The 21,396-nt window shown below is 70.8% G+C and carries 21 protein-coding genes; 12 read left to right on the forward strand and 9 right to left on the reverse strand.

Annotation, left to right across the window (positions count from 1 at the left end; all coding sequences use genetic code 11):
• Nucleotides 1–18: 18 nt before the first annotated feature.
• Complete coding sequence (locus VM306_RS30525) at nt 19–435, reverse strand: VOC family protein (protein WP_325521211.1); 417 nt, start codon at nt 433–435, stop codon at nt 19–21.
• Between the two features lie 57 nt (nt 436–492).
• On the opposite strand from VM306_RS30525, the gene VM306_RS30530 reads away from it, so the two are divergent.
• Nucleotides 493–1,161, forward strand: coding sequence for a GntR family transcriptional regulator (locus tag VM306_RS30530; RefSeq protein WP_325521212.1), 669 nt, complete (start codon nt 493–495; stop codon nt 1,159–1,161).
• Nucleotides 1,162–1,197: 36 nt separating this feature from the next.
• Here VM306_RS30530 and VM306_RS30535 read toward each other — a convergent pair whose 3' ends face one another.
• The 4 genes from VM306_RS30535 to VM306_RS30550 form a co-directional block, all read right to left on the reverse strand.
• Complete coding sequence (locus tag VM306_RS30535) at nt 1,198–1,803, reverse strand: response regulator transcription factor (protein WP_325521213.1); 606 nt, start codon at nt 1,801–1,803, stop codon at nt 1,198–1,200.
• Nucleotides 1,800–2,861, reverse strand: a complete 1,062-nt coding sequence (locus VM306_RS30540; RefSeq protein ID WP_325521214.1) for a sensor histidine kinase — start codon at nt 2,859–2,861, stop codon at nt 1,800–1,802. The genes VM306_RS30535 and VM306_RS30540 overlap by 4 nt, the downstream gene beginning before the upstream one ends.
• A 10-nt stretch (nt 2,862–2,871) precedes the next feature.
• A complete protein-coding gene (locus VM306_RS30545; protein ID WP_325521215.1) occupies nt 2,872–3,612 on the reverse strand; it encodes a hypothetical protein in 741 nt (246 codons plus the stop codon).
• Nucleotides 3,613–3,691: 79 nt separating this feature from the next.
• Nucleotides 3,692–4,087 carry an ATP-binding protein gene (locus VM306_RS30550; RefSeq protein ID WP_325521216.1) on the reverse strand — a complete coding sequence of 132 codons (396 nt, stop codon included), beginning with the start codon at nt 4,085–4,087 and terminating at the stop codon, nt 3,692–3,694.
• A gap of 92 nt (nt 4,088–4,179) precedes the next feature.
• Between VM306_RS30550 and VM306_RS30555 the strand changes: the two genes are divergently transcribed.
• The 4 genes from VM306_RS30555 to VM306_RS30570 all read left to right on the forward strand — a co-directional run bounded on the left by VM306_RS30555 (nt 4,180) and on the right by VM306_RS30570 (nt 10,263).
• The gene (locus VM306_RS30555) at nt 4,180–5,490 is read left to right on the forward strand and encodes a hemolysin family protein (protein WP_325521217.1); all 1,311 of its coding nucleotides are present in this window, start codon (nt 4,180–4,182) and stop codon (nt 5,488–5,490) included.
• Between the two features lie 206 nt (nt 5,491–5,696).
• Nucleotides 5,697–6,635 carry a sigma-70 family RNA polymerase sigma factor gene (locus VM306_RS30560; RefSeq protein ID WP_325521218.1) on the forward strand — a complete coding sequence of 313 codons (939 nt, stop codon included), beginning with the start codon at nt 5,697–5,699 and terminating at the stop codon, nt 6,633–6,635.
• 304 nt (nt 6,636–6,939) lie between these two features.
• Nucleotides 6,940–7,428 (forward strand): DUF1062 domain-containing protein, encoded by a 489-nt coding sequence (locus VM306_RS30565; RefSeq protein ID WP_325521219.1) that lies wholly within the window; start codon nt 6,940–6,942, stop codon nt 7,426–7,428.
• Nucleotides 7,429–7,488: 60 nt separating this feature from the next.
• Nucleotides 7,489–10,263 (forward strand): AAA domain-containing protein, encoded by a 2,775-nt coding sequence (locus VM306_RS30570; RefSeq protein WP_325521220.1) that lies wholly within the window; start codon nt 7,489–7,491, stop codon nt 10,261–10,263.
• 101 nt (nt 10,264–10,364) lie between these two features.
• Here VM306_RS30570 and VM306_RS30575 read toward each other — a convergent pair whose 3' ends face one another.
• Both VM306_RS30575 and VM306_RS30580 read right to left on the reverse strand, forming a co-directional pair.
• The gene (locus VM306_RS30575; protein ID WP_325521221.1) at nt 10,365–11,852 is read right to left on the reverse strand and encodes an alpha/beta hydrolase; all 1,488 of its coding nucleotides are present in this window, start codon (nt 11,850–11,852) and stop codon (nt 10,365–10,367) included.
• A gap of 100 nt (nt 11,853–11,952) precedes the next feature.
• Nucleotides 11,953–12,090 (reverse strand): hypothetical protein, encoded by a 138-nt coding sequence (locus VM306_RS30580; protein ID WP_325521222.1) that lies wholly within the window; start codon nt 12,088–12,090, stop codon nt 11,953–11,955.
• A gap of 268 nt (nt 12,091–12,358) precedes the next feature.
• Between VM306_RS30580 and VM306_RS30585 the strand changes: the two genes are divergently transcribed.
• The 7 genes from VM306_RS30585 (at nt 12,359) to VM306_RS30615 (ending at nt 19,157) form a co-directional block, all read left to right on the forward strand.
• A complete protein-coding gene (locus VM306_RS30585; protein WP_325521245.1) occupies nt 12,359–13,342 on the forward strand; it encodes a ribose-phosphate diphosphokinase in 984 nt (327 codons plus the stop codon).
• 38 nt (nt 13,343–13,380) lie between these two features.
• The gene (locus VM306_RS30590; protein WP_325521223.1) at nt 13,381–14,133 is read left to right on the forward strand and encodes a DUF427 domain-containing protein; all 753 of its coding nucleotides are present in this window, start codon (nt 13,381–13,383) and stop codon (nt 14,131–14,133) included.
• 61 nt (nt 14,134–14,194) lie between these two features.
• A complete protein-coding gene (locus tag VM306_RS30595) occupies nt 14,195–14,821 on the forward strand; it encodes a TetR/AcrR family transcriptional regulator (protein ID WP_325521224.1) in 627 nt (208 codons plus the stop codon).
• Entirely contained in the window at nt 14,818–16,368 is a 1,551-nt protein-coding gene (locus VM306_RS30600) for an MDR family MFS transporter (RefSeq protein WP_325521225.1), read from the forward strand. The genes VM306_RS30595 and VM306_RS30600 overlap by 4 nt, the downstream gene beginning before the upstream one ends.
• 97 nt (nt 16,369–16,465) lie before the next feature.
• Nucleotides 16,466–17,674, forward strand: coding sequence for a serine hydrolase domain-containing protein (locus tag VM306_RS30605; protein WP_325521226.1), 1,209 nt, complete (start codon nt 16,466–16,468; stop codon nt 17,672–17,674).
• Nucleotides 17,662–18,525: a sensor histidine kinase gene (locus VM306_RS30610; RefSeq protein ID WP_325521227.1), complete on the forward strand. Its 864-nt coding sequence runs from the start codon at nt 17,662–17,664 to the stop codon at nt 18,523–18,525. Before VM306_RS30605 ends, VM306_RS30610 begins: the two co-directional genes overlap by 13 nt.
• The gene (locus tag VM306_RS30615; protein ID WP_325521228.1) at nt 18,522–19,157 is read left to right on the forward strand and encodes a response regulator transcription factor; all 636 of its coding nucleotides are present in this window, start codon (nt 18,522–18,524) and stop codon (nt 19,155–19,157) included. The genes VM306_RS30610 and VM306_RS30615 overlap by 4 nt, the downstream gene beginning before the upstream one ends.
• Here the strand turns inward: VM306_RS30615 and VM306_RS30620 are convergent.
• Both VM306_RS30620 and VM306_RS30625 read right to left on the reverse strand, forming a co-directional pair.
• Entirely contained in the window at nt 19,154–20,599 is a 1,446-nt protein-coding gene (locus VM306_RS30620) for an aldehyde dehydrogenase family protein (protein WP_325521229.1), read from the reverse strand. The two genes, VM306_RS30615 and VM306_RS30620, sit on opposite strands and share 4 nt — an antisense overlap.
• A gap of 30 nt (nt 20,600–20,629) precedes the next feature.
• Entirely contained in the window at nt 20,630–21,391 is a 762-nt protein-coding gene (locus VM306_RS30625) for an IclR family transcriptional regulator (RefSeq protein ID WP_325521230.1), read from the reverse strand.
• Between the last annotated feature and the right edge of the window lie 5 nt (nt 21,392–21,396).

A 21,396-nucleotide genomic window follows, 5' to 3' on the forward strand; every position in this document is an offset into this window, starting at 1 on the left:
ACACCCTCCGTGGGCGCGTCAGACCGCGAACACCTGCGCGTCGTCCGCGAACGCCTTGAACTCCAGCGCGTTGCCCGCCGGGTCCAGGAAGAACATCGTCCACTGCTCGCCGGGCTCGCCCTTGAACCGCACGTACGGCTCGATGACGAACTTCGTGCCGGCGTTCGCGAGCTTCTCCGCCAGCACCTGGAACTCGTCGATGGTCAGGATCAGGCCGAAGTGGGGGACCGGTACGTCGTGGCCGTCGACGGGGTTGCTGACGCGCTCGGTCCTCGGCGCGAGGTGGGTGACGAACTGGTGGCCGTGCAGGTTCCAGTCGACCCAGGTGTCGGAGCTGCGGCCCTGCTCGAGGCCGAGGGTCTCGCCGTAGAAGCGGCGCGCGGCGTCCAGGTCGTCGACGGGCATGGCCAGGTGGAAGCGGGGGATCGAAGGCATGTCGGAATGTTAACATTCCGACAAGAGGGCGAGTTGTGCGCTTGTTAACATTGCGACATGAGTCAGAGGGACCGGCCGGTCACGTTGGCGCCCGCACCCCGCCGAGGCCTGGGGGCCGAGGTCGCGACCATGATCCGGGGGTCGATCTTCACCGGTGCCTTCCAGCCGGGTGACGCGCTGCGCGAGGTCGAGCTGTCCACCGCGCTGAAGGTCAGCCGGGGACCGGTCCGCGACGCCCTGCAGATCCTGGAACGGGAGGGCCTCGTCCGCAGCGAGTGGCACCGGGGCGCGACCGTGACCGTGCTGTCGGACGAGGACGTGGCGGAGCTGGACAGCCTGCGCGGTGTGCTGGAGTCCCTGGCGGTGCGGCGGCTGGTCGAGAACGCGAACGACTTCGAGCTGATCCCGATCGCGATGGCCGCGAAGGCGATGGAGCGCGCCGAGGACCCGTACGGGATGGTGCGCTGCGACATCGAGTTCCACGACACGGTGTTCCGGGCCGCGAAGCACTCGCGGTTGCTGGAGGCCTGGGCCGCGATCCGGTCCCAGGTGTTCCTGTTCCTGATCATGCGCGTGAACACGAGCACCGCCGGCTACCTGGAGCACATCCGGCTGGAGCACGACATGCTGGTGGCGGCGCTGAAGTCGCGCAACGCCGAGGCGGCGCTGGAGCTGTTCGCCGTCCACCGCAAGCACGCGTTCGACCTGCTGAGCCCGGGGTCCTGACGCCTCACGCGCGGGTGGACCGTCCACGGGCGACCCTCAGAGCCAGCCGTGCTCCTCTGCGACCTGGAACGCCGCCGACCGGTGCGCCACCCCGAGCTTGGCGACCACCGCCGACAGGTGGTTGCGCACGGTCCCCGCGGACAGCGAGGTGCGCGAGGCGATCTCCGCGACGGACGTGCCGAACTCGCTCAACCGCAACACCTCCAGCTCCCGTCGCGTCAGAGGGCAGGGGGGAGCGGTCAGGGCGTCCGCGGCCAGCGCCGGGTCCACCCAGCGCCCGCCGGAGTGCACGCGGCGGATGACGTCGGCCAGGGTGCCGCCGGGCGAACCCTTGGGCAGGAAGCCCTTCGCGCCCGCGTGCAGGGCCTGTTGCAGGTGCGGCGGACGGCCCCGGCCGGTCAGGATGACCACCGCGCACGACGGCAGCACGCGCGCCATCTCCTCGGTGACCTCCAGGCCGTCCAGCACCGGCATCTGCAGGTCGACCACGGCGACGTCCGGGCGGTGGGCGCGGGCGGCCTCCACGGCGGCCCGGCCGTCACCGGCGCGCGCCACGACCTCCAGGTCCGGTTCCAGCCCGAGCAGCGCCGCGAGGGCGTCGCGGATCAGCTCCTCGTCGTCGGCCAGCAGCACCCGGATCACGCGGGCACCACCACCTGCAGGGTGAACACGTCGTCGGACTGCTCCACCGACACCCTGCCGCCCACCGAAGCCAGCCGTTCGCCCATGCCGCGGATACCGTTGCCTTCCGCGAGGGGTTTCTCGGCGCCGTCGTTCGTCGCGGTCATCCGCACCTCCCCGTCGGCGTCAGCGACGTCGATCATGCACCACGTCGCGTGGCTGTGGCGGAGGACGTTCGTGCACGCCTCCCGCAGCACCAGCGCGAGTTGCGTGGCCGTCGAGCCGTGGACCGGGACGGCGGACACCGTGCAACGGATACCCGCCTCCTGCAGAACGTTGCTCACGGCCTCCAACTGCGAAGGCAGGTCGACGGCGCGATAACCGTGCACGGCGTCGCGCACCTCTTCCAGGGCCGTGGACGCCAGCCGTTGCGCCTCGAAGGCCTCCGCGGCCGACCGCGAGGGGTCGGAGGACGCCAGCCGCCCGGCCAGCTCGGACTTCAGGGCGATGACGGTCAGCCGGTGGCCCAGGAGGTCGTGCACGTCGCGGGCGAACCGCAGGCGCTCCTCGCTCACGGCCAGCTCCGCCTGGGCCTCGCGCCCGGCCCGAGCTCCGGCCAGGAGCCCGGCGAACCACATCGGCAGGCCCGCCATCGCGACGATCGTGGCGCCGACGGCGATCGCGATCATCTGGTACGTCGTCTGGTCGCGCGTCACGAAGAACCCGACCAGGCCCGCGAGCACGACCGCGCAGATGCCCGCCATCCACCGCCAGACGCCGGTGAGCAGCAGCGGGGCGAACCCGGCGGCGCCGCCACCGATCCACGCCCACGTCGCCATCTCGTCGGGACCGACCGGCGCCACGAGGGGGATCGAGACCAGGGTCGCGGCCACCAGCCACCAGAGCTGACCGCCCCGCAACGTCACCGCGTACGCCACGGCCAGCACCAGGAGCCCGAGGACACCGAGCCAGCGCAGCGCGGACGGGTCGCGCAGCACCGAGACCAGCGGCACGACCAGCGAGCTCACCCAGAGCACGTGGAGGGTGCCGCGCAGCGCGGTGTGCGGAAGATCGTTCATCGCCATCAGGCTAGAACCACCGCAGCAGGATCGTGACCGCGATGACCAGGTCGAACACGCCGCAGAACTCCGACCACCACCGCGGCACGACAGCGTCGCGAACGTGGTGCCAGACGTCCCACACGGCGTGCGCGCCCCACCCGAGGGCGATCAGCACCACCCCGGCGGTCGGCGAGACCACGAACACCACGGCCGCCAGCGCCAGGTATCCACCGAACACCGCCAGTTGCATCCCCGGCGCGCGGCGGCCCCAGAACAGGTACGCGGCCTGGCACAGCAGCAGCGTCCACACCGGGGGCACGACCGGCGACTGCCAGAAGCCGAACGACACGGCCAGCGCGACCACCGCCGGCCAGTGGTCGCCCAGCGTCCTGACCACCGGGTTCGCGCTGGGCGTGCCGTGCTCGTGCCGCCGGAGGACCAGCACCGCGGCCATCGCGGGCAGCATCAGCAGATGCCCGCCCATCTCCACGGCCTCGCCGTCGAGCAGACCGGCCCAGTAGGGCACCAGCAGCACGAGGTACGGCACGGCCATCGCCGCGCACATCTCGAGGATCCGGCCGTGACCGCGGTAGCGCATCCACAACGCCATCGGCACGGACATCGACACGGCCATCCACAGGGCGGCGGGCTCGACGCCCTGTGGTGTCCACAGGGGCCCCAGCAGGGCCATCCCCACGAGCATCGCCACGAGCATCTCGGCTCCGTGGCGCACCAGCGGCCTGACCGCCGGTGAAGCAGTTGTCGTCATGCACTGAGCTTCGGAGGAACTCCCCGCAGAACTCACCCGTGCGATGTCACGACTTCCCCGTGCGAAACGCCCAGGAGACCTATGAGTTGATCTCGGCCCAGATGGTCTTGCCACCCGTGAACTCGCGGGTTCCCCAGCACCGGGCGAGCTGGGCGACCAGGATCAGCCCGCGTCCTCTCGAGTCACCGAGACGCGACTCGCCGAGCCGCGGCAGCTCCGCCGGTGTGTGGTCGTCGACCTCTACCCGGATGAAGTCGATGTGCCGCTGCACTCGGAGAGCCCGTGGCCCCTCGGCGTGCTCGTAAGCGTTGCTGGCCAGTTCCGTGCACACAAGGAGGACGTCGAGCTGGACGTCCTCGTGGAGGTCCCTGAGCAGCGCCCCCACCCAGGCGCGCACCGACGCCAGGTCGGGCTCGCCCTCCGGCAAGGTGTGCAGGGTCCTCGCGGAGGGACTGAGCACCTCTGGCGTGTCCATCTCCATCCCCACCTCGTTCGGTTGAGGCCGCCCTGGCTTCTCAAGACGACCGTCAGAGTGCGAATTACCACTGCGCGTGCTAACTGAAACGTGTGGACGGGTACGGCTTCAACCTCGCGCTGGTCGCGGTTCTCGTGTTGCTCAACGCGGCGTTCGCCGGCAGTGAGATGGCCCTGGTGTCACTGCGCGAAGGACAGCTGCGGTCTCTGGAACGGGAAGGAAGGCACACCCTCGTGCGGCTCGCACGAGATCCGAACAGGTATTTCGCGACCATCCAGATCGGCATCACCCTGTCCGGTTTCCTCGCGTCGGCCACCGCGGCCGTGTCGCTCGCGGAGCCGATCGTGCCGCTGCTGGGGTTCCTCGGCAGCGCGGCGGGCGGGGTGGCGATCGCGCTCGTGACGATCGTGCTCACCTTCTTCACCCTGGTCTTCGGGGAGCTGGCGCCCAAGCGCCTGGCGATGCAGTACGCGGTGCGCTGGTCGAAGATCATCGCCGGCCCGCTCGACCTGCTGTCGACCGTGTCGCGCCCGGCGGTGTGGCTGCTCAGCAGGTCCACCGACCTCGTCGTGCGGATCTTCGGGGGCGACCCGGACGCCGAGGAGGAGCAGATGTCGCCGGAGGAGCTGCGCGACCTCGTCGAGGTGCAGCAGCACCTCAACCCGGAACAACGCACGATCATGACCGGCGCCCTGGAGATCCACGAGCGCAAGCTGCGCGAGGTCCTGGTGCCCCGCCGGCTGGTGACGATCCTCGAATCAGGTTTGGACACCGCGACGGCGCGGGAAATCTTGGCGAGGTCAGGACACTCACGAGCACCGGTGACCAAGGACGGTCACCTCGACGACGTGATCGGCGTGGCGACGCTGCGCGATCTGCTCGACGACTCCGTGGCACTGGCGGACGTGGCAAGGCCGCCGATGGTGCTGCCGGACTCGGTGCGCGTGACCGACGCGTTGCGGCGCATGAAGGCCGAACACGAGCAGATGGCCCTCGTCGTGGACGAGCACGGCGCGGTCGACGGCATCGTGACGCTGGAGGACCTGCTCGAGGAGATCGTCGGCGAGATCTACGACGAGACCGACTCGGACGTGGTCGCGGTGCGGGCGGATCCGGACGGCTCGATCGAGCTGCTCGGGACGTTCCCGGTGCACGACCTCGTGGACATCGGCGTGGCGCTGCCGGACGCGCCGCCCGGTCCGTACACGACGATCGCCGGTCTCGTGCTGGTACTCCTCGGCCGCATCCCGGAGGAACCCGGCGACGTGGTGGAGGTCTCCGGCTGGAGGATCGAGGTCGTGACGGTGGAACACCACGCCATCACTCAAGTGAGGTTAAGGCGGAATCAGACGGATGGGAATCAGGCGGATGAGGTTGAGGTCACAGCGAAAACCGCGGAATGAAGTGGACATCTGAACCGTTACACGTGAAGCAGCGCCGAGATGGCCGCTGCTCCGCAGACGGCGGCGAGTTCGCCTGGTAGCCGATCATCCGGCCACCGCTTCACGCCGAATCGCCTGCGGCGGTTGACCCGGAGGGGCAACCGCCTGACCGGCGCGAACTCGCGTCGGCCTGTCACTCCTGCCAAACGGAAACGGGGGGATTTGTCATGTCTGTAGATCTGAAGAACCGCGCATCCGGGCAGCAGGACGCGGACCTGGTCGGCCAGTACCTGCGCGACGTCGGCGGCACGCCGCTGCTGACCGCGTCGGAGGAGGTCGACCTGTCCCGGCGCATCGAGGCCGGGGTCTACGCCGCTCATCTGCTCTCCCAGGGCGACACGACGCGCGACGCGCGCCTGCTGCGACGGGTCGTCGCGGAGGGTGAGCGCGCCAAGGACCACATGATCCGCGCGAACCTGCGCCTGGTCGTATCGGTCGCGAAGAAGCACTCGTTCCGGGGACTGCCCTTCCTGGACGTCGTGCAGGAGGGCAACCTCGGTCTGATCCGCGCGGTCGAGAAGTTCGACTACGCCAAGGGCTACAAGTTCTCCACCTACGCGATGTGGTGGATCCGCCAGGCGATCGAACGGGGTCTCGCCGAGCAGACCCGCACGGTCCGCCTCCCGGTCCACGTCGTGGAGGAGGTCAACAAGCTCAAGAAGATCGGGCAGAAGCTCTCCGCGAAGTTCGGTCGCGAGGCGACGATCGAGGAGATCGCCGCCGAGGCCAAGTGTTCCCCCGCTCGCGTCCAGGACCTCCGCGACGCCGCGCGCTCGTGCGTGTCGCTGGAGTCCCCGGTCGGCGACGAGGGCGACTCGGTGCTGGGCGACCTGATCCAGGACACCGACGGCGTGTCGGCGCCGGACCTCGTGGAACGCCAGGAGTTCGTCGACGGCGTCCGGTCGCTGCTGGACGTCCTCCCCGAACGGCAGGGCCGGATCATGCGGCTGCGGTTCGGCCTCGAGGACGGGCGTGAGCGCACCCTCCAGGAGGTCGCGGAGGAGCTCGGCCTGACCCGCGAGCGGATCCGCCAGCTGGAGAAGCAGTCGCTGGCGGTGCTCAAGCACTCCGGCAAGCAGGAGGAGCTCTTCGCCCTCGCCGGGTGATGCTTCAACTCAGTTAGTCAGTGCGTGGCGGGTGTTCTTCGGAACGCCCGCCACGTCTGCGTCGCGAGGAAAACCACTGGATCGGCACCGCGGTGCACCGCTACCTTCCTGCGGAACCGTGTCGCCGAGGCCAGGACATGCCGTTGTACATCGCGTGAGACCTCCCCAGAGCTGATTTCCAGCGCGTCGCTGTGCGCCGCGCTTCCTCGTGCTGCGGATTTCTCACCAAGATCGGTGTACTCCTGTGCTCCATACCTGGCTTGTCGTACCCACACGACTTCCACTCGTTCGCCGTCGTTGTCACGTGTGCGCCTCGGATCGCTTCCGCGCCAACGGCAAATTCCGCGTCAACGCCAACCACAAGGTCCTCGACGCCTGGCTACTCGTGCTCTGCACGGGCTGCGGGGACACCGTCAAGCTCACGGTCCTGGACCGCGTCACCGTGCGCTCCGTCCGGCCGGAGCTGCTGGATCGCTTGCACCACAACGACATCAGCCTCGCCGCCGAGCTCCTGCAGGACACCGTCCTGCAGAAGCGCAACCACGTCGGCCTCGACTGGGACGGCGCCTGGCACCTCGACACCCAGGGGTCCGGGCACCTGGACCACGAGGTGGTCGACGTCGAGGTGCGGTTCGGCGCCAGGATCCCGGTTCGTCCGGTGCGCCTGATCGCCGAGGGGTTCGGCCTGTCACGGGCTGAGGTCGCGAGGCTGCTCGACGAGGGCAACCTGATCTCGACGGTCCGGCTGGGCGGCAAGCTCTCCGGCGGCTTCACCTTCACGGTCAAGCGCTGACCCCGCTCGGGCCTGTCCGGCGTGACCGCGCCGGACAGGCCCGAATGGCACCATGTCCGCGTGAACGTTCCGGCCGTCCTGCGCACCCTCGCCCGGTTGAGCGCCGCCGAGCAGCCGCAGAAGGTCCAGCTCGACCTCACCAAGGCGGCCGGTCTGCTGTGGCTGGGCGACCACGAGCCGTCGTGGCGGACCATCACCGCGCCACAGGACGCCGAGCCGGTCGCGTGGAGCGCTCCGAAGCGGGTGCGGGACCAGGTGGCGCGGCTCGCCGCGTTCGACGCGCTGCACAGGGAGGACCGGCTGCTGCGGCTGGGCTGGGCGTTCCTCGCGGGACCCGCGCAGGTCGGCGGGCAGCGACGCCGGATGTGCCTGCCGCTGATCTCACGGCCCGTGCGGCTGGTCAAGGGCGCCGGGTCGAGCTGCACCTTCCAGGTGGCCGGTGACGCGGCGTTGTTCCCGCTGGCCGACGACTGGGCGAAGGCCGCGGAACAGGAGGCGTCGCTCGCGCCGGCCGAGGAGTGGATCGCCGGGACGCTGCGGCTGGCCGGGTTCGGGGACGTGCCGGTCGTGCACGACGACCCCGCCGCGTTGATCTCCGGCAGCGAGCTCGTCGTGGCGATGGGCGCCGGGGTGCACGCGGGGGAGCCCGTGGTGACGACCGAGCACGGAGCGGCGCTGTACGAGTGGGCCGCGATGGCCGGCATCGAGGACACCGCGTTCGCCGCGCTCTACGGCGCCGAAGTGGCGTCGGACGACCGCGACGAGCCGATCAGCTCGGCGTTGCCGTTGAGCCACGGCCAACAGCTCGCGGTCGAGCACGCACGCCGTGCGCGGATCACGGTCGTGGGTGGACCTCCCGGCTCGGGCAAGACGCACACCCTCGCGGCGTTGGCACTGGACGCCGTTGCGTCGGGAAAGTCCGTGTTGCTCGCGAGCCGCACGCGCAACGCCGCCGACGTGCTGGGCGCCGCGCTGCGCCAGGCGGGCGGCCCGACGCCCGTGCTGTTCGGCGACTCCGAGCTGCGGCAGGGGATGGCGCGCGAGCTGAGCGACGGGTTCAGCGCCACGCGCAACGCCGCTCGGGTGCAGGAGCTGGACAAGGCACGAAGTGCCGCCACGGCCGGTGTCGCGCGTGTCGAACGCGCGGTCGCTCAGGCGTTGCACGACGAAGAGCTCGCGGCTCTTGCGCGGAAGCACCACGCGTTGATGGCCGGGCATCGTGCGGTGGCGCCCAAGGCGTTCGACGCGGGCGTGGATTTCATTGCTCTCAAACAGCTTCTCAAGCCACGCACCGGATTCCTGGGTGGATCGCGCACGGGGTGGGCGTTGAGCCGGGCCCGGAAACGTGTTGGCGCAGGCGAGGTTTCCCTCGAAGACCTGACGGCGGCGATCGAGGCCGCGGAACAGACGACGGCCGCTGTCCGGATCGGGGCGAGCGGCGGAACCACGTTCAGCGAGTCGCGTCCGTTGCTGGCCGAGCAGGACACCGCGAACCGCGAGGCCACGGCAGCCTGGCTGGCGGAGTACGCGGTGAGCCGCCGGGGCCCGGGTGCGCGCAGGGCGGTGTCGGCGCTCGCGACGGCCATGCGGTCGGGCCGGGCAGCACGACGGCGCGCACTCGCCGAGATCGACAGCGACGACCTGCTGACGGCGCTGCCGCTGTGGGTCGGGACGCTGTCGGAGGTGCAGGACATCCTGCCGCCGGTGCCCGGCACGTTCGACCTGGTGGTCATCGACGAGGCGAGCCACGTCGACCAGCCGCTCGCCGCGCCCGCGTTGCTGCGCGGACGTTCCGCGGTGATCGGCGGCGACCCGCGGCAGCTGCGGCACGTGTCGTTCGTGAGCGACCAGGCCGTGCGCGCGGCGGTCGACGCCGAGGGCACCGGGGACCTCCGCGACCGGCTGGACGTGCCGAAGGTGAGCCTGTTCGACGCGGCCGCCGCCACCGCGGGCGTGCACTGGCTCGACGAGCACCACCGCTGCGCGCCGCACCTGATCGGCTTCGCCGCCTCCCACTTCTACGACGGCAGGATGGCACTGCTGACGACGCACCCGGCGATCGCGGACGTCGACCGCATCGACACCGAACTCGTCCCCGGCGCGCGGAACGCCCGAGGCGTCAACCAGCCCGAGGTCGACGCAGTGCTGGCCCACGTCCGCAAACGGGTCGCGGCGGGCGTGAGGTCGATCGGCGTCGTGACACCGTTCCGCGCCCAGGCCGACGCGCTGGAGGAAGCGCTGCTGACCGAGCTGACGCTGGACGAGATCACCACCGGCGGCGTCCGCGTGGGCACGGTGCACGGCGTGCAGGGCGGCGAGTTCGACGAGGTCGTGATCAGCCTCGCCGCGGACGCCACACCGGGCGCCTGGCGCTTCGTGAACGACCGCAGCCTGCTGGCCGTCCTGACCACCCGAGCCCGCCGCCGCGTGCTCGTGGTCACCTCGGTACCGCAACCACCAGGACTGGCCGGCGACTACCTGCGACACGCCGAGGTCGCCCCGGCGGAGACCGAGGGCGCCGCCCCCGCGGACGAGTGGACGGCCGGTCTGGCGCGGGAGCTGAGGGCCGTCGGACTCACCGTGCGGACTGGTTACCCGGTGGGACGGTGGCGGGTGGACCTCGTCGTGGGGGAGAGGGACGAGGCCGTGGCGGTGGAGACGCGCCCGCACCCGGACGGGGCAGCGGCGCACCTGGCTCGCTGGCGTGCGCTCGGCCACGCGGGGTGGCGGGTGCACGACGCGTTCGGCAGCCGGTTCGGGGACGATCCGGCGCGGGCGGCTGTGGAACTGGCGCAGGAGCTGGCGCCGGGCGGGGTGGGGTCACCGGGGAGGTGAAGTCGGACGGGCCGCAACGGCACGCATGTCGAAGCCGGGCGGGGTGAGGCGCCGTCACCGGCGTCCCACCCCGCTCTGAAACCCCCGCTACTCCGCCGCCCCTACCTCCTGGTCGGCTGGAACAACGGCTCCGTGGACGCCGTCGTGGGAAGGAACGGGTTCGGGTTCGCCGGGCACACCGTCCCGACCGGCGGCAGCGTGCCGTGCAACAGGTAGGCGTTCGTGTGGTCCGTGGCGCACTGGCTCACCTGGTACGCCGTGTGGCCCCAGCCCGCGTAGGCGAGCAGACGGCTGCCCGCCAGCTGCCGGTTCACCGCCTGGGCGCCGCGGAAGTCCGTCACGCCGTCGAAGTGGTTGCCCACCACCAGGACCGGGGCGTGGGTGCGGGTGCGCCACGGACCGGTGTAGCGGTCGGGGTTGGTCGGCCAGTCCGCGCACGCCGCGTTGCTCCACCACCAGGCCGGGCCGAACTCCGAACCCGCTGCGGCATAACGGGAAGTCGCCTGGTAGGCGCCGAGGGTGCGCGGGAACTCGATGTCCGCGCACACGTTGCCGTTGTAGGCGTCGAAGCCGTTGGCGTAGTCCGGTTCCGCGAGGGATGAAGGATTGGATGCGGCGTCGGACAGCTGGTCGAACAGCTCCGCGGCGGCGGGCCAGTCGCTCGGCGAGTACATGGCGTCGATCGCGGCGCCGATGACGGCGTCGTAGGTGTAGGTCTGGTCGCCCAGCTGGATCGGCTTGGCGCGCACCGACTCCAGCAACGCGTTCCAGCGCTTCTCCGGCTGCGGGCCGAAGACGCACGCGGCCTCGTCGCAGGTGCGGAGGAACTCGCGGAACTCCTCCTTGGTCGCGATCCGGTCCGACTCGATCTGCCGTCCGCTCGACCAGAGCTCGGGGTCGAGCACGCCGTCGATCACGAGCGCGCGGATGTTGCCCGGGAACAGGTTCGCGTAGGTGGCGCCGAGGTACGAGCCGTACGAGAAGCCGAGGTAGCTGATCTTGCGGTCGCCGACGGCGCGGCGCAGCAGGTCCATGTCCCGCGCGACGTCCGCGGTGCTCATGTGCCGCGCGATGGCCTGGTCGTCGCGGCACTCGGGGCCGAGTGAGCGGTACCGCTCGAAGAACGGCCTCTCCTGCGACGCCCGGTACGGGAAGCCGGGGACGCCTTCGAAGAACTCGTCCAGTTCGGCCTCGCTCGCGAAGCAGTGCAGCGGGTCGGACCTGCCGACGCCGCGCGGGTCGAACCCGACGACGTCGAAGCGGCCCAGCAGGTTCTTCGAGAGCGTGTCGCCCGCGCGCAACGCGAAGTCGACGCCGGAGCCGCCGGGGCCGCCGGGGTTGAGGAACAGCGACCCGATGCGGTGCGCCTCGTCCGTGGCGGGCTTGCGCGCCAACGCCACCGTGGTGGTGGCGCCGCGCGGGCTGTCGTAGTCGAGCGGCACCTTCACGGAGGCGCACTCGAAGCCGGGGTGGTCGGGTCCGCAGGCGGCCCAGTCGATCCGGGGGACCGCGGCACCTCCGGACGCCTGCACGGCGGGCGTGCCGGTGATCAAGAGCGCGGCCGCCGCGGCCAGCACGGTGATACGCATGGACAAGTCCCCTCCTCCTCCGCAGAGGGGGTACTTCCTACCGGCTCTCGCCGGGGCCCGTCGACCGCCGAAAGTCGCGACCGGCCCGCACTGGCACGGGTCAGTCCGGCAGCGGGTGTTTCTGGCGGACGCCCAAGGTGTCGGCGATCTGGTCGTGGATGGGCGTGCCCATCACGAGCGTCCCCGCGGCGGGAGGGGCTTGCGGTGCCGGTCCCGGTGTGTCCTGGTTGTCGGGCATGCGAAGAGCGTAGGGACGTTTGCGGACCCCTCAGGGGGCCTGGCCGGCGAATCACGCCGGACGTACCCCAAGAGGTGAACGGGGTTCCCCTGATCTATACCGAGCGTGCGGGCCCGCACCTGCTATGGACTACGTGTGAGTGTGCCCGATGGAGTTAATCCACCGTGCTCAGCGACGTGGAATCCCATCGGACGGACGTGGTGTTTGCACGACCTCGCGGCGATGCTGAACGATCGGGCCCGACGGCGACCGAACCGGAGGCGTGGCGATGGTCAGCGGCAAGCCGGGCGTGGCCAAGCGCCAGCTCATCCTCCTGACCGGCAGGGCGCATCCCGAGCTGGCGGAGGCGGTCTCCCGGCACCTCGGTGTCGCGATCACGCCGCAGGCCGCCTACGACTTCGCGAGCGGCGAGATCTTCGTGCGGTTCGAGGAGTCGGTGCGCGGCGCGGACGCGTTCGTCATGCAGAGCCACAGCGCGCCCGTCAACGACCGGTTGATGGAACAGCTGCTGATGGTCGACGCGTTGAAACGCGCCTCGGCCAAGCGCATCACGGCCGTCGTGCCGTCGTATCCCTACGCGCGCCAGGACCGCAAGTACGCCGGACGTGAACCCGTCTCGGCGCGGCTGGTGGCGGACATGTTCAGGACGGCCGGCGCGGACCGGATCGTCACCGTCGACCTGCACACCGCGCAGGCGCAGGGCTTCTTCGACGGCCCCGTCGACCACCTGCACGCGATGTGGCTGCTCACCGCTCACATCCGCACGCGCTACCAGGGAGAGGACCTCGCGATCGTCTCCCCGGACGCCGGCCGCACCCGGCTCGCGGAGAAGTGGGCCGACCTGCTGGGCGGCTGCCCGATCGCGTTCATCCACAAGACTCGCGATCCGTTGCGCCCCAACGAGGTTCTGGCGAATCGCGTCGTCGGCGACGTCGAGGGGCGTACGTGCGTCGTGGTCGACGACATGATCGACACGGCGATGACGAGCACGTCGGCGGCGAAGCAGCTGCTGGAGCAGGGCGCGAAGGACGTCGTCCTGGTGGCCACGCACGGCGTGCTGTCGGCCGACGCGTACGACCGGCTCATCGCCTGCAAGGCCCGCGAGGTGATCCTCACCGACACCCTGCCGATCCCGCGTGAGCGCCGGTTCCCCGGCCTGACCGTGCTGAGCATCGCCCCGTTGCTGGCGCGGGCGATCCAGGAGATCTTCGAGGACGGCTCGGTCACGAGCCTGTTCGACGGCAACGCCTGACGGGAAGCAGTCCCGCGCGTCCTGTGTTGCCATGGGACATGGGCAACGAGCAGCGTGGCCGCGTCCGGGTCGAGAACTCGGCGAAGCGGGTCCGTGCGTACTCCGGTGGCGAGCTGGTCGCGGACACCACCTCGCCGCGCCTGGTCTGGGAGATCCCGCACTACCCTGCCTACTACCTCCCGCTTTCCTCCGTGCGGGCGGAGCTGAAGCCGTCGGGCGAGACGCGGCACTCGCCGAGCAGGGGCGACGGCGTGGTCCACGACGTCGTCACCGCAGGCGGAACCGCGGAGAAGGCGGCGCTGACGTACCCGGACTCGCCGATCGAGGAGCTGCGGGACCTCGTGCGGTTCGAGTTCGCCGCGATGGACGAGTGGCTGGAGGAGGACGAGCCGATCTACGTCCACCCGCGCGACCCGTACAAGCGGGTCGACGTGCTGAGCAGCTCACGGCACGTGCGGGTGGCGGTGGACGGGGTGACGCTGGCGGCGTCGTCGCAGCCCCGCATCCTGTTCGAGACCAGCCTTCCACCGCGCTACTACCTGCCGTTGAGCGACATCCGGTTCGATCTGCTCAGGCCGTCGGCCACCGAGACGCGGTGCCCGTACAAGGGCACCGCCACCTACTGGTCGGTCGAGGTGAACGGCAAGCGGTACGACGACCTCGTGTGGATCTACCGCTCGCCGCTGCCCGAGAGTCAGAAAATCGCTGGGATGGCCTGCTTCCTCAGTGAGAAGGTCGACCTCTTCCTCGACGGCGAGCTCCAGGACCGACCCGAAACACCCTGGTCGTAGGCGACGTACTTCACACTGTGCAAAGTTGCAGTGACTGCAAAAAGTTTCGTAGGCTGTCCGCGTGAACCAGCCGGGGGAGAGCCTGCGCGACCGCAAGAAGCGCCGCACGCGCGCGGCGCTGGAGCGGGCGACCATGCGTCTCTCCGCCGAGAGGGGCTACGACCACGTCACCGTGGAGGAGATCGCCGCCGAGGCCGACGTCTCGGTGCGCACCTTCTTCAACTACTTCGCGAGCAAGGACGAGGCGCTGATCGGCGCGGACCCCGAGGCGGGCCCGCGCATGGCCGGCCGCGTCCTGGCCGCGCCGGACGAGGTCACGCCGTTCGAGGCCTACAGGCAGGCGGTGCTCGCCGAGATCACCGACGAGCTCGACAGCGCCCGCGACCTGTGGCTGCTGCGCAAGGAGGTCCTGACCCAGCGGCCCGACCTGCTGGTCAGGGCGTTCGCCAGCAGCGCGGAGTCGGAGCAGCTGCTCGCGAACGCGGTGGCACGGCGGGCGGGGCTGCCCGAGTCCCACCTGTACCCGCGGCTGCTGGTCGCCGCCGGCAGCGCCGCGTTCCGCTGCGCCGTCACGCGGTGGGCGCTCGACGACAACCTCGCGCTCGGCGACCTGGTGGGCGACGCGCTCGACCTGTTCGGCACCGGGCTGGCTCACGTGCCGCACCACGACGAAGGGGGAACCTCATGAGCACCGAAGCAGAAGTGACACCAACACACAGCAGACGCGACGTCGTGCAGGCCATGTGGGGCCTCATGCTCGGCATGTTCGTGTCGATCCTGGCCAGCACCATCGTGTCGAACGCGCTGCCGCGCATCGTCGCCGAGCTCAAGGGCTCGCAGTCGATCTTCGCGTGGATCGTCACGGCCGAGCTGCTCGCGATGACCGCGACCGTGCCGCTGTGGGGCAAGCTCGCCGACCTCTACAGCCGCAAGCTGCTGATCCAGGCGTCGCTGAGCCTCTTCGTGGTGGGCTCGCTGATCGCCGGCTTCTCGCAGAACGTCGAGATGCTCATCGTCAGCCGCGTCGTGCAGGGCCTCGGCGCCGGCGGCGTCACCGCTCTCGCCACGATCGTGATGGCCGCGATGATCCCGCCGCGCGAGCTGGGCAAGTACTCCGGCATGTTCGGCGCCGTCTTCGGCGTCGGCACCGTCGCGGGCCCGCTCATCGGCGGTCTGCTCGTCGACACCTCGTGGCTCGGCTGGCGCTGGTGCTTCTTCATCGGCATCCCGTTCACCATCGCCGCCATCTGGCTGCTCCAGCGCACCCTGCACCTGCCGGTCGTGCGCAAGGAGGACACGAAGATCGACTACCTGGGCGCGTTCCTCATCGTGTCCGGTGTCTCGACGCTGCTGATCTGGTCGTCGCTCGCCGGCCAGAAGTTCGACTGGTGGTCGGGCTGGACCGCGGGCCTGGTGGCACTGGGTGTCCTGCTGCTGGTCGCGGCGGTCCGCGTCGAGGCCACCGCGCACGACCCGATCGTGCCGCTGTCGATCTTCCGCAACCGCACCGTCTCGCTGGCGATCATCGCGAGCTCCCTGGTCGGTGTCGCGATGTTCGGCGGCACGGTGTTCCTCTCGCAGTACTTCCAGCTCGCGCTCGGCAAGACGCCGACGCAGGCCGGCCTGCTCGGCCTGCCGCTGATCTTCGGCCTGCTGATCTCGTCGACCGTGGCCGGTCAGATGATCACGAAGTTCGGCAGGTGGAAGGCGTTCCTGGTCTCCGGCGGGATCGTCATGGTCGGCGGCATGCTGCTGCTGTCCACGATCACCGCCCAGACCACGGTGTTCATGGTGTCCGTCTACATGTTCGTGCTCGGCGTCGGCGTCGGTCTGCTGATGCAGAACCTGGTGCTGGCGGCGCAGAACGACGTGCCGGCCAAGGACCTCGGAGCCACCACGTCGACGCTGACGTTCTTCCGTTCGCTGGGCGGCGCGATCGGCGTCTCGGCGCTGGGCGCGGTGCTGGCCACCAAGGTCTCGTCGCTCGCGGCCGAGAAGTTCGGCCCGATGGGCGGCACCACCGGTGGCGAGCAGGTGCCGGACATCTCGGTGCTGCCGCCGGAGGTCAGGGCGGTGATCGCCGACATCTACGCCACCGCGACCGCGGAGATCTTCCTGATCGGCGCGCCGTTCGCGCTGCTGGCGCTGCTGGCGGTGCTGTTCATCAAGGAGAAGCCGCTCAAGGAGATGAGCGGCGACGACCGGCTGGCGGCGGAGATGTCCGCGGGCCACTGACCGCACTGCTCGACGGGCGGACCCCTGACGAAAGTCAGGGGTCCGCCCTGTCTTCCGGGCCGGGTTTCCGCGGCGTGCGCTCCCTAGCGTCTTGTCCATGTTCATGGCTCTCAGCGCATTGGCGCTGTTCGTCTCGTCCTACGTGGACGCGGCCTCCTACCCCGGAGTGGCGGTCGCCATCACGAAGGACGACCAGGTGGTCGCCGTCCAGGGGTACGGGCACGACTCGGGCGGCGCCCCGGTCACCGGGCACACGAAGATGGCGATCGCGTCGGTCAGCAAGTCGTTCACCGCTCTCGCGGTCCGGCAGCTCGCCGACGGCGGCAGGATCGACCTGGACCGCCCGGTCTTCGACTCCCGCGTCACGCCACGTCAGCTGCTCGGCCACACGTCCGGCATCAGCGACCGCTCGCTGCCCGAGAAGAGCCTGGCGCAGCCGAACTCCCCGGCGGAGGCGGTCGACCGGGCCCGTGACGCGCTGCTGGCGGCCGAACCCGACGGACGGTTCCGCTACACCAACACCAACTACCACCTGGCCGCACGGCTGGTCGAGCTGGCGTCCGGCGAGAAGTTCAGCTCCTACCTGGAAAAGCACGTCTTCGAACCACTCGGCATGACCGAGACCGTCGCGATCGACGTGACACCACGGGACCTCCCGGCCGACTACAGCAGGGGGTTCGGTTACGCCTACGGGTTCTCGGTCCCGCTCGACGAGCCGGACCGGTTCGTCGCGGGGTCGGACGGGGTGATCACGACCGCCGCGGACATGGCGAAGTGGCTGGCCGCGCAGCCGAACCTGATGCCACAGGACGGGATGGGCTGGCAGGAGGACTCGCAGGGACGGTTGCGGCACAACGGGATCTGGTTCACCGGCACGGCCGGTCAGCTGCTGACGAAGTCCGGTTACGGCATCGCGGTCATGTCCAGCAGCGGTGTCACGTTGGGCAACGAGGGCACCTACGCGTTGGAGAACGGCATCGCGGACGTCCTCGACGGCAGGACCCCGCCGGAACCGTCGTCCTACCGGTTGCTGATCGACCTCGTCCTGGCCGGGCTGACGTTGCTGTCGCTCGGGCTGTGCGTTCGCGCGCTGCGACGGCCGCGGCGGTTTCCCAAGGGGTGGCAGGTGCTGAGGTTCGTGCCGCTCGGCCTGATGCTGGCGTCGCCCACGGTGCTGGGACTGCTCTACGGCGGGCGCGACATCACGTTCTTCCAGTTGGCGCACTATTCGCTGCCACTTGTGGTGTGGTTGGCAGTGTCGAGTGTGATGAACGTCAGCGTGGCGGTGGTGCGGTGGAAGCGGTGAGGACGGCGGCGCTCGCGGGGTGCGTCGCGGCGGCGGTCGTCGTCTCGTACTTCATGGATCCCGGTCTTCCACCGTGGACGGCGGCGGTGTGGGTCCCGTTGTTCGCCGTCTCGTTCCTGCTGGGACGCCGCACCGCGTCCCCGCGGCCCGCGCTGGTCCTCGCGGGAGGCGTCCTCGGCGGGCTGCTGGGGCTCGCGGTGGTGGGTCTCGCGGTCGCGCTGCCGTGGTTCCTGGGACGGGCCGCGCACCAGCAGGCCGCGCTGGCCGCCGCCGGTGCCGAGGCGGCTCACCTGCGGGAACGCACCCGGATAGCGCACGAGGTCCACGACACGCTGGGACATGAGCTGAGCCTGCTCGCGTTGCAGGCGGGTGCGTTGGAGCTGACCCTGCCCGCCGAGCACCGGGACGCCGCCGCTCGGCTCCGCATGACGGCCGCCGGTGCCACGGACCGCTTGGCGGACCTCGTGTTCTTGTTGCGCGACGGCGATCCTCCCACCTCTGATCTGCGGGATCTCGTGGATCGTGCCGTGGCGGCCGGGTTGCGGGTCGAGTTCTCCACGGACGGCGTCGTACCGTCCACAGTGGAACCGACTGTGCGCCGGGTCGTGCAGGAAGCGTTGACGAACGCCGCCAAGCACGCGCCGAAGTCGGTGCTGTCGTTGAAGGTCACGTCGTCGGACGGCGCGACGGTGGTCGAGGCGGCCAACGACGCCGGGATGCGCAGGGGACCCGGCAGCCGGCTGGGACTGGTCGCGCTGCGGGAACGGGTGCGGCTCGCGGGAGGTACGCTGCGCGTCAGCCGTGGTGGCGGCAGGTTCGAGCTGGTCGCCACGCTTCCGGGGGTGCCGTGATCCGCGTTCTGCTCGCCGACGACGAGGCGATGGTGCGGGCCGGCGTGCGCGCCATCCTCGGCTCGGACCCCGGGATCGAGGTCGTCGCGGAGGCCTCCGACGGCCGTGAGGCGGTCGACCTGGCGCTCCGGCACCGCCCCGACGTCGCCGTGCTCGACATCCGGATGCCCCGCCTCGACGGGCTGGGGGCCGCCCGCGAGCTGGCACGGCTCGGGTTCGGCGTCGCGATGCTGACGACCTTCCACGACGACGGCTACCTGGAACAGGCGCTGGACGGCGGCGCGCGCGGTTTCCTGCTGAAGTCGGGCGACCCGCGCGAGCTCATCGCGGGCGTGCACGCCGTGGCGTCCGGCGGCGCCTACCTCGCGCCCAAGGTCGCGGCACGGGTGATCAGCCGGTTCCGCGGGGGACGGGTGAGCGGCGCGCGGTCCCGCGTGGAGGCGTTGACCGCGCGGGAACGGGACGTGCTGGCGTTGCTGGGACAGGGCCTGTCGAACGCGCAGATCGCCCGGCGCCTGGAACTGGTCGAGGGCACGGTGAAGGGGCACGTGAGCGCCATCCTGACCCGGCTCGGAGCGGAGAACCGGGTGCAGGCGGCGATCGTCGCGCACGAGGCGGGTTTGCTTCCCTAGAACGGGAAGTGACCGTGCCCGCCCGCGATCGTGACCCAGCGCGTCGCGGAGAACGCCTCGATGCCCCACCGGCCACCGAACCGGCCGTACCCGCTGGCCTTCACCCCGCCGAACGGCACCTGCGGCTCGTCGTCGACCGTCTGGTTGCCGACGTGCACGATGCCGGTCTGGATCCGTTGCGCCAGAGCGAGCCCGCGCCGCGAGTCCTCGGTCATGATGCCCGCGGTGAGGCCGTGCTCGGTGTCGTTCGCGACGGCCACGGCCTCGTCGTCGTCCGCGACGGGCACGACGATGACGGCCGGTCCGAAGATCTCCTCCTGGAAGATCCGCATCTCCGGCGTCACGTTGTCCAGCACGGTCGCGCGGCCGTCGTCGCCCGTGCGGACGCGGGCGCCGTTCTCGACCGCCTCCGCGACGAGGTTCCCGACGCGGTCGGCGGAGCGCTGGTTGATCACCGGGCCGATCACGGTGCCGGGGTCGGCCGGGTCGCCGTGCGGCAGCGAGCCGACCTTCGCGGCGAGCTTCGCGGTGAACTCCTCGGCCACGGACCGGTGCACCAGCACGCGGTCGGTCGACATGCAGATCTGGCCCGCGTTGTGGAAGGCGCCGAACGTCGCCGCGTCGACCGCGTGGTCGAGGTCGGCGTCGTCGAGGACCAGCAGCGAGTTCTTGCCGCCGAGCTCGAGCACGGCGGGCTTGAGGTGCTGCGCCGCCAGGGTTCCGACGATCCGGCCGACCTCGGTGGAACCGGTGAAGTTCACCGCGCGCACGCGGGGGTCCGTGATCAGCGCCTTGGCGACCTCGGCGGCGTCCTCGGGCGCGTTCGTGACGACGTTGAGCACACCCGCCGGCAGCCCTGCCTCGTGCAGCACCTCGGCGATCAGCAGCCCGGCCGCGATCGGCGCGTCCTCACTGGGCTTGAGTACCACGGTGTTGCCGGCGGCGAGCGGCGCCGCGACGGCCCGCGTGCTCAGGATGACCGGGGCGTTCCACGGCGCGAACGCCGCGACGACGCCGAGCGGTTCCCTGATGGCGAGCGACAGCTGACCGGGCGTCTCGGTGGTGAGCACCTCGCCGACGGGCTGGGTGACCGCGGCGGCCGCCTCGCGCAGGACGTTCGCCGCCAGCGCCACGTTGAACCCTGCCCAGCCGCCGACGCCCCCGACCTCCGCGGCCATGAGCGCGACGACCTCCGGTGTCCTCGCCTCCAGCACGTCGGCCGCCTTCAGCAGGATCGCGCGCCGGGCGGACGGCGTGGTGGCCGCCCACCCGGGGAAGGCCTCCTGAGCAGCGTCGACGGCACGCGTGACGTCCGCTGTCCCGCCGGCGGCGACGACGGCGTGGACCTCGCCCGTGTAGGGGTTGAGGTCGTCGGTGGTGCGGCCGTCGAGCGCGGGGACGCTCTTGCCGCCGATGAGGAGCTGACGCGTTTCGCTTGCCACGGTTGAAGATTCAACCGGTAAAGGGGCGGGTCACCCAAGCGGTCCTTCCGGTGGGTGGAAACCGGGCTCCAGCGTCCGGCCGATGCCGCGTGCCGCCACCTGCAACGCCGCGACCAGCCGCGCCCGCACGTTGCGCAGGTCCGGCACCACGATGCCCAGCGCCGCGATGACGTGACCGTCCACTTCGACCGGTACCGCGACGCTGCACGCGCCGAGCGTCATCTCCTCGAACGTCTGCGCGTAGCCGTCGCGCCGGATCCGGTGCAGCTGCGCCCGCATCCGGCCCGGTTCGGTCACCGTGTACGCCGTGAGCCGCGTCAGACCGTGCGTGAGCACCTCGTCCTGCACCTCCGCGGGCGCGTGCGCGAGCAACACCTTCCCGACCCCGGTCGCGTGCAACGGCAACCGGCTGCCGGTGGTGCTCACGATCGGCACCGACGCGTGCCCCGACACCCGGTCGAGGTACAGGACCTCGGCGCCCTCCCGCACGGCCAGGTGCACCACCGCCCGCGTGGCCGCGTGGATGTCGTGCAGGAACGGCTCCGCGACCCGGCTGAGGTCCACCTCGCCCGCCGCCAGCAGCCCCAGCCGCCAGATCCGCCTGCCGATCACGTACTCGCCGGACTCCAGCCGCCGCACCGCGCCCCACGCCTCCAGCTCCGCCAGCAACCGGTGCGCCGTGCTGATCGGCAGGCCGCCGCGCCGCGCGATGCCGCTGAGCGTCTGACGCCGGTGGCGGGCGTCGAACGTGCCGAGCAGCGACAGCAGCTTGGAGGAGACGGAGGCGGCCATTCGCG

This window comes from Lentzea sp. (assembly GCF_035525475.1).
In the GTDB taxonomy this organism is placed as follows: domain Bacteria; phylum Actinomycetota; class Actinomycetes; order Mycobacteriales; family Pseudonocardiaceae; genus Lentzea.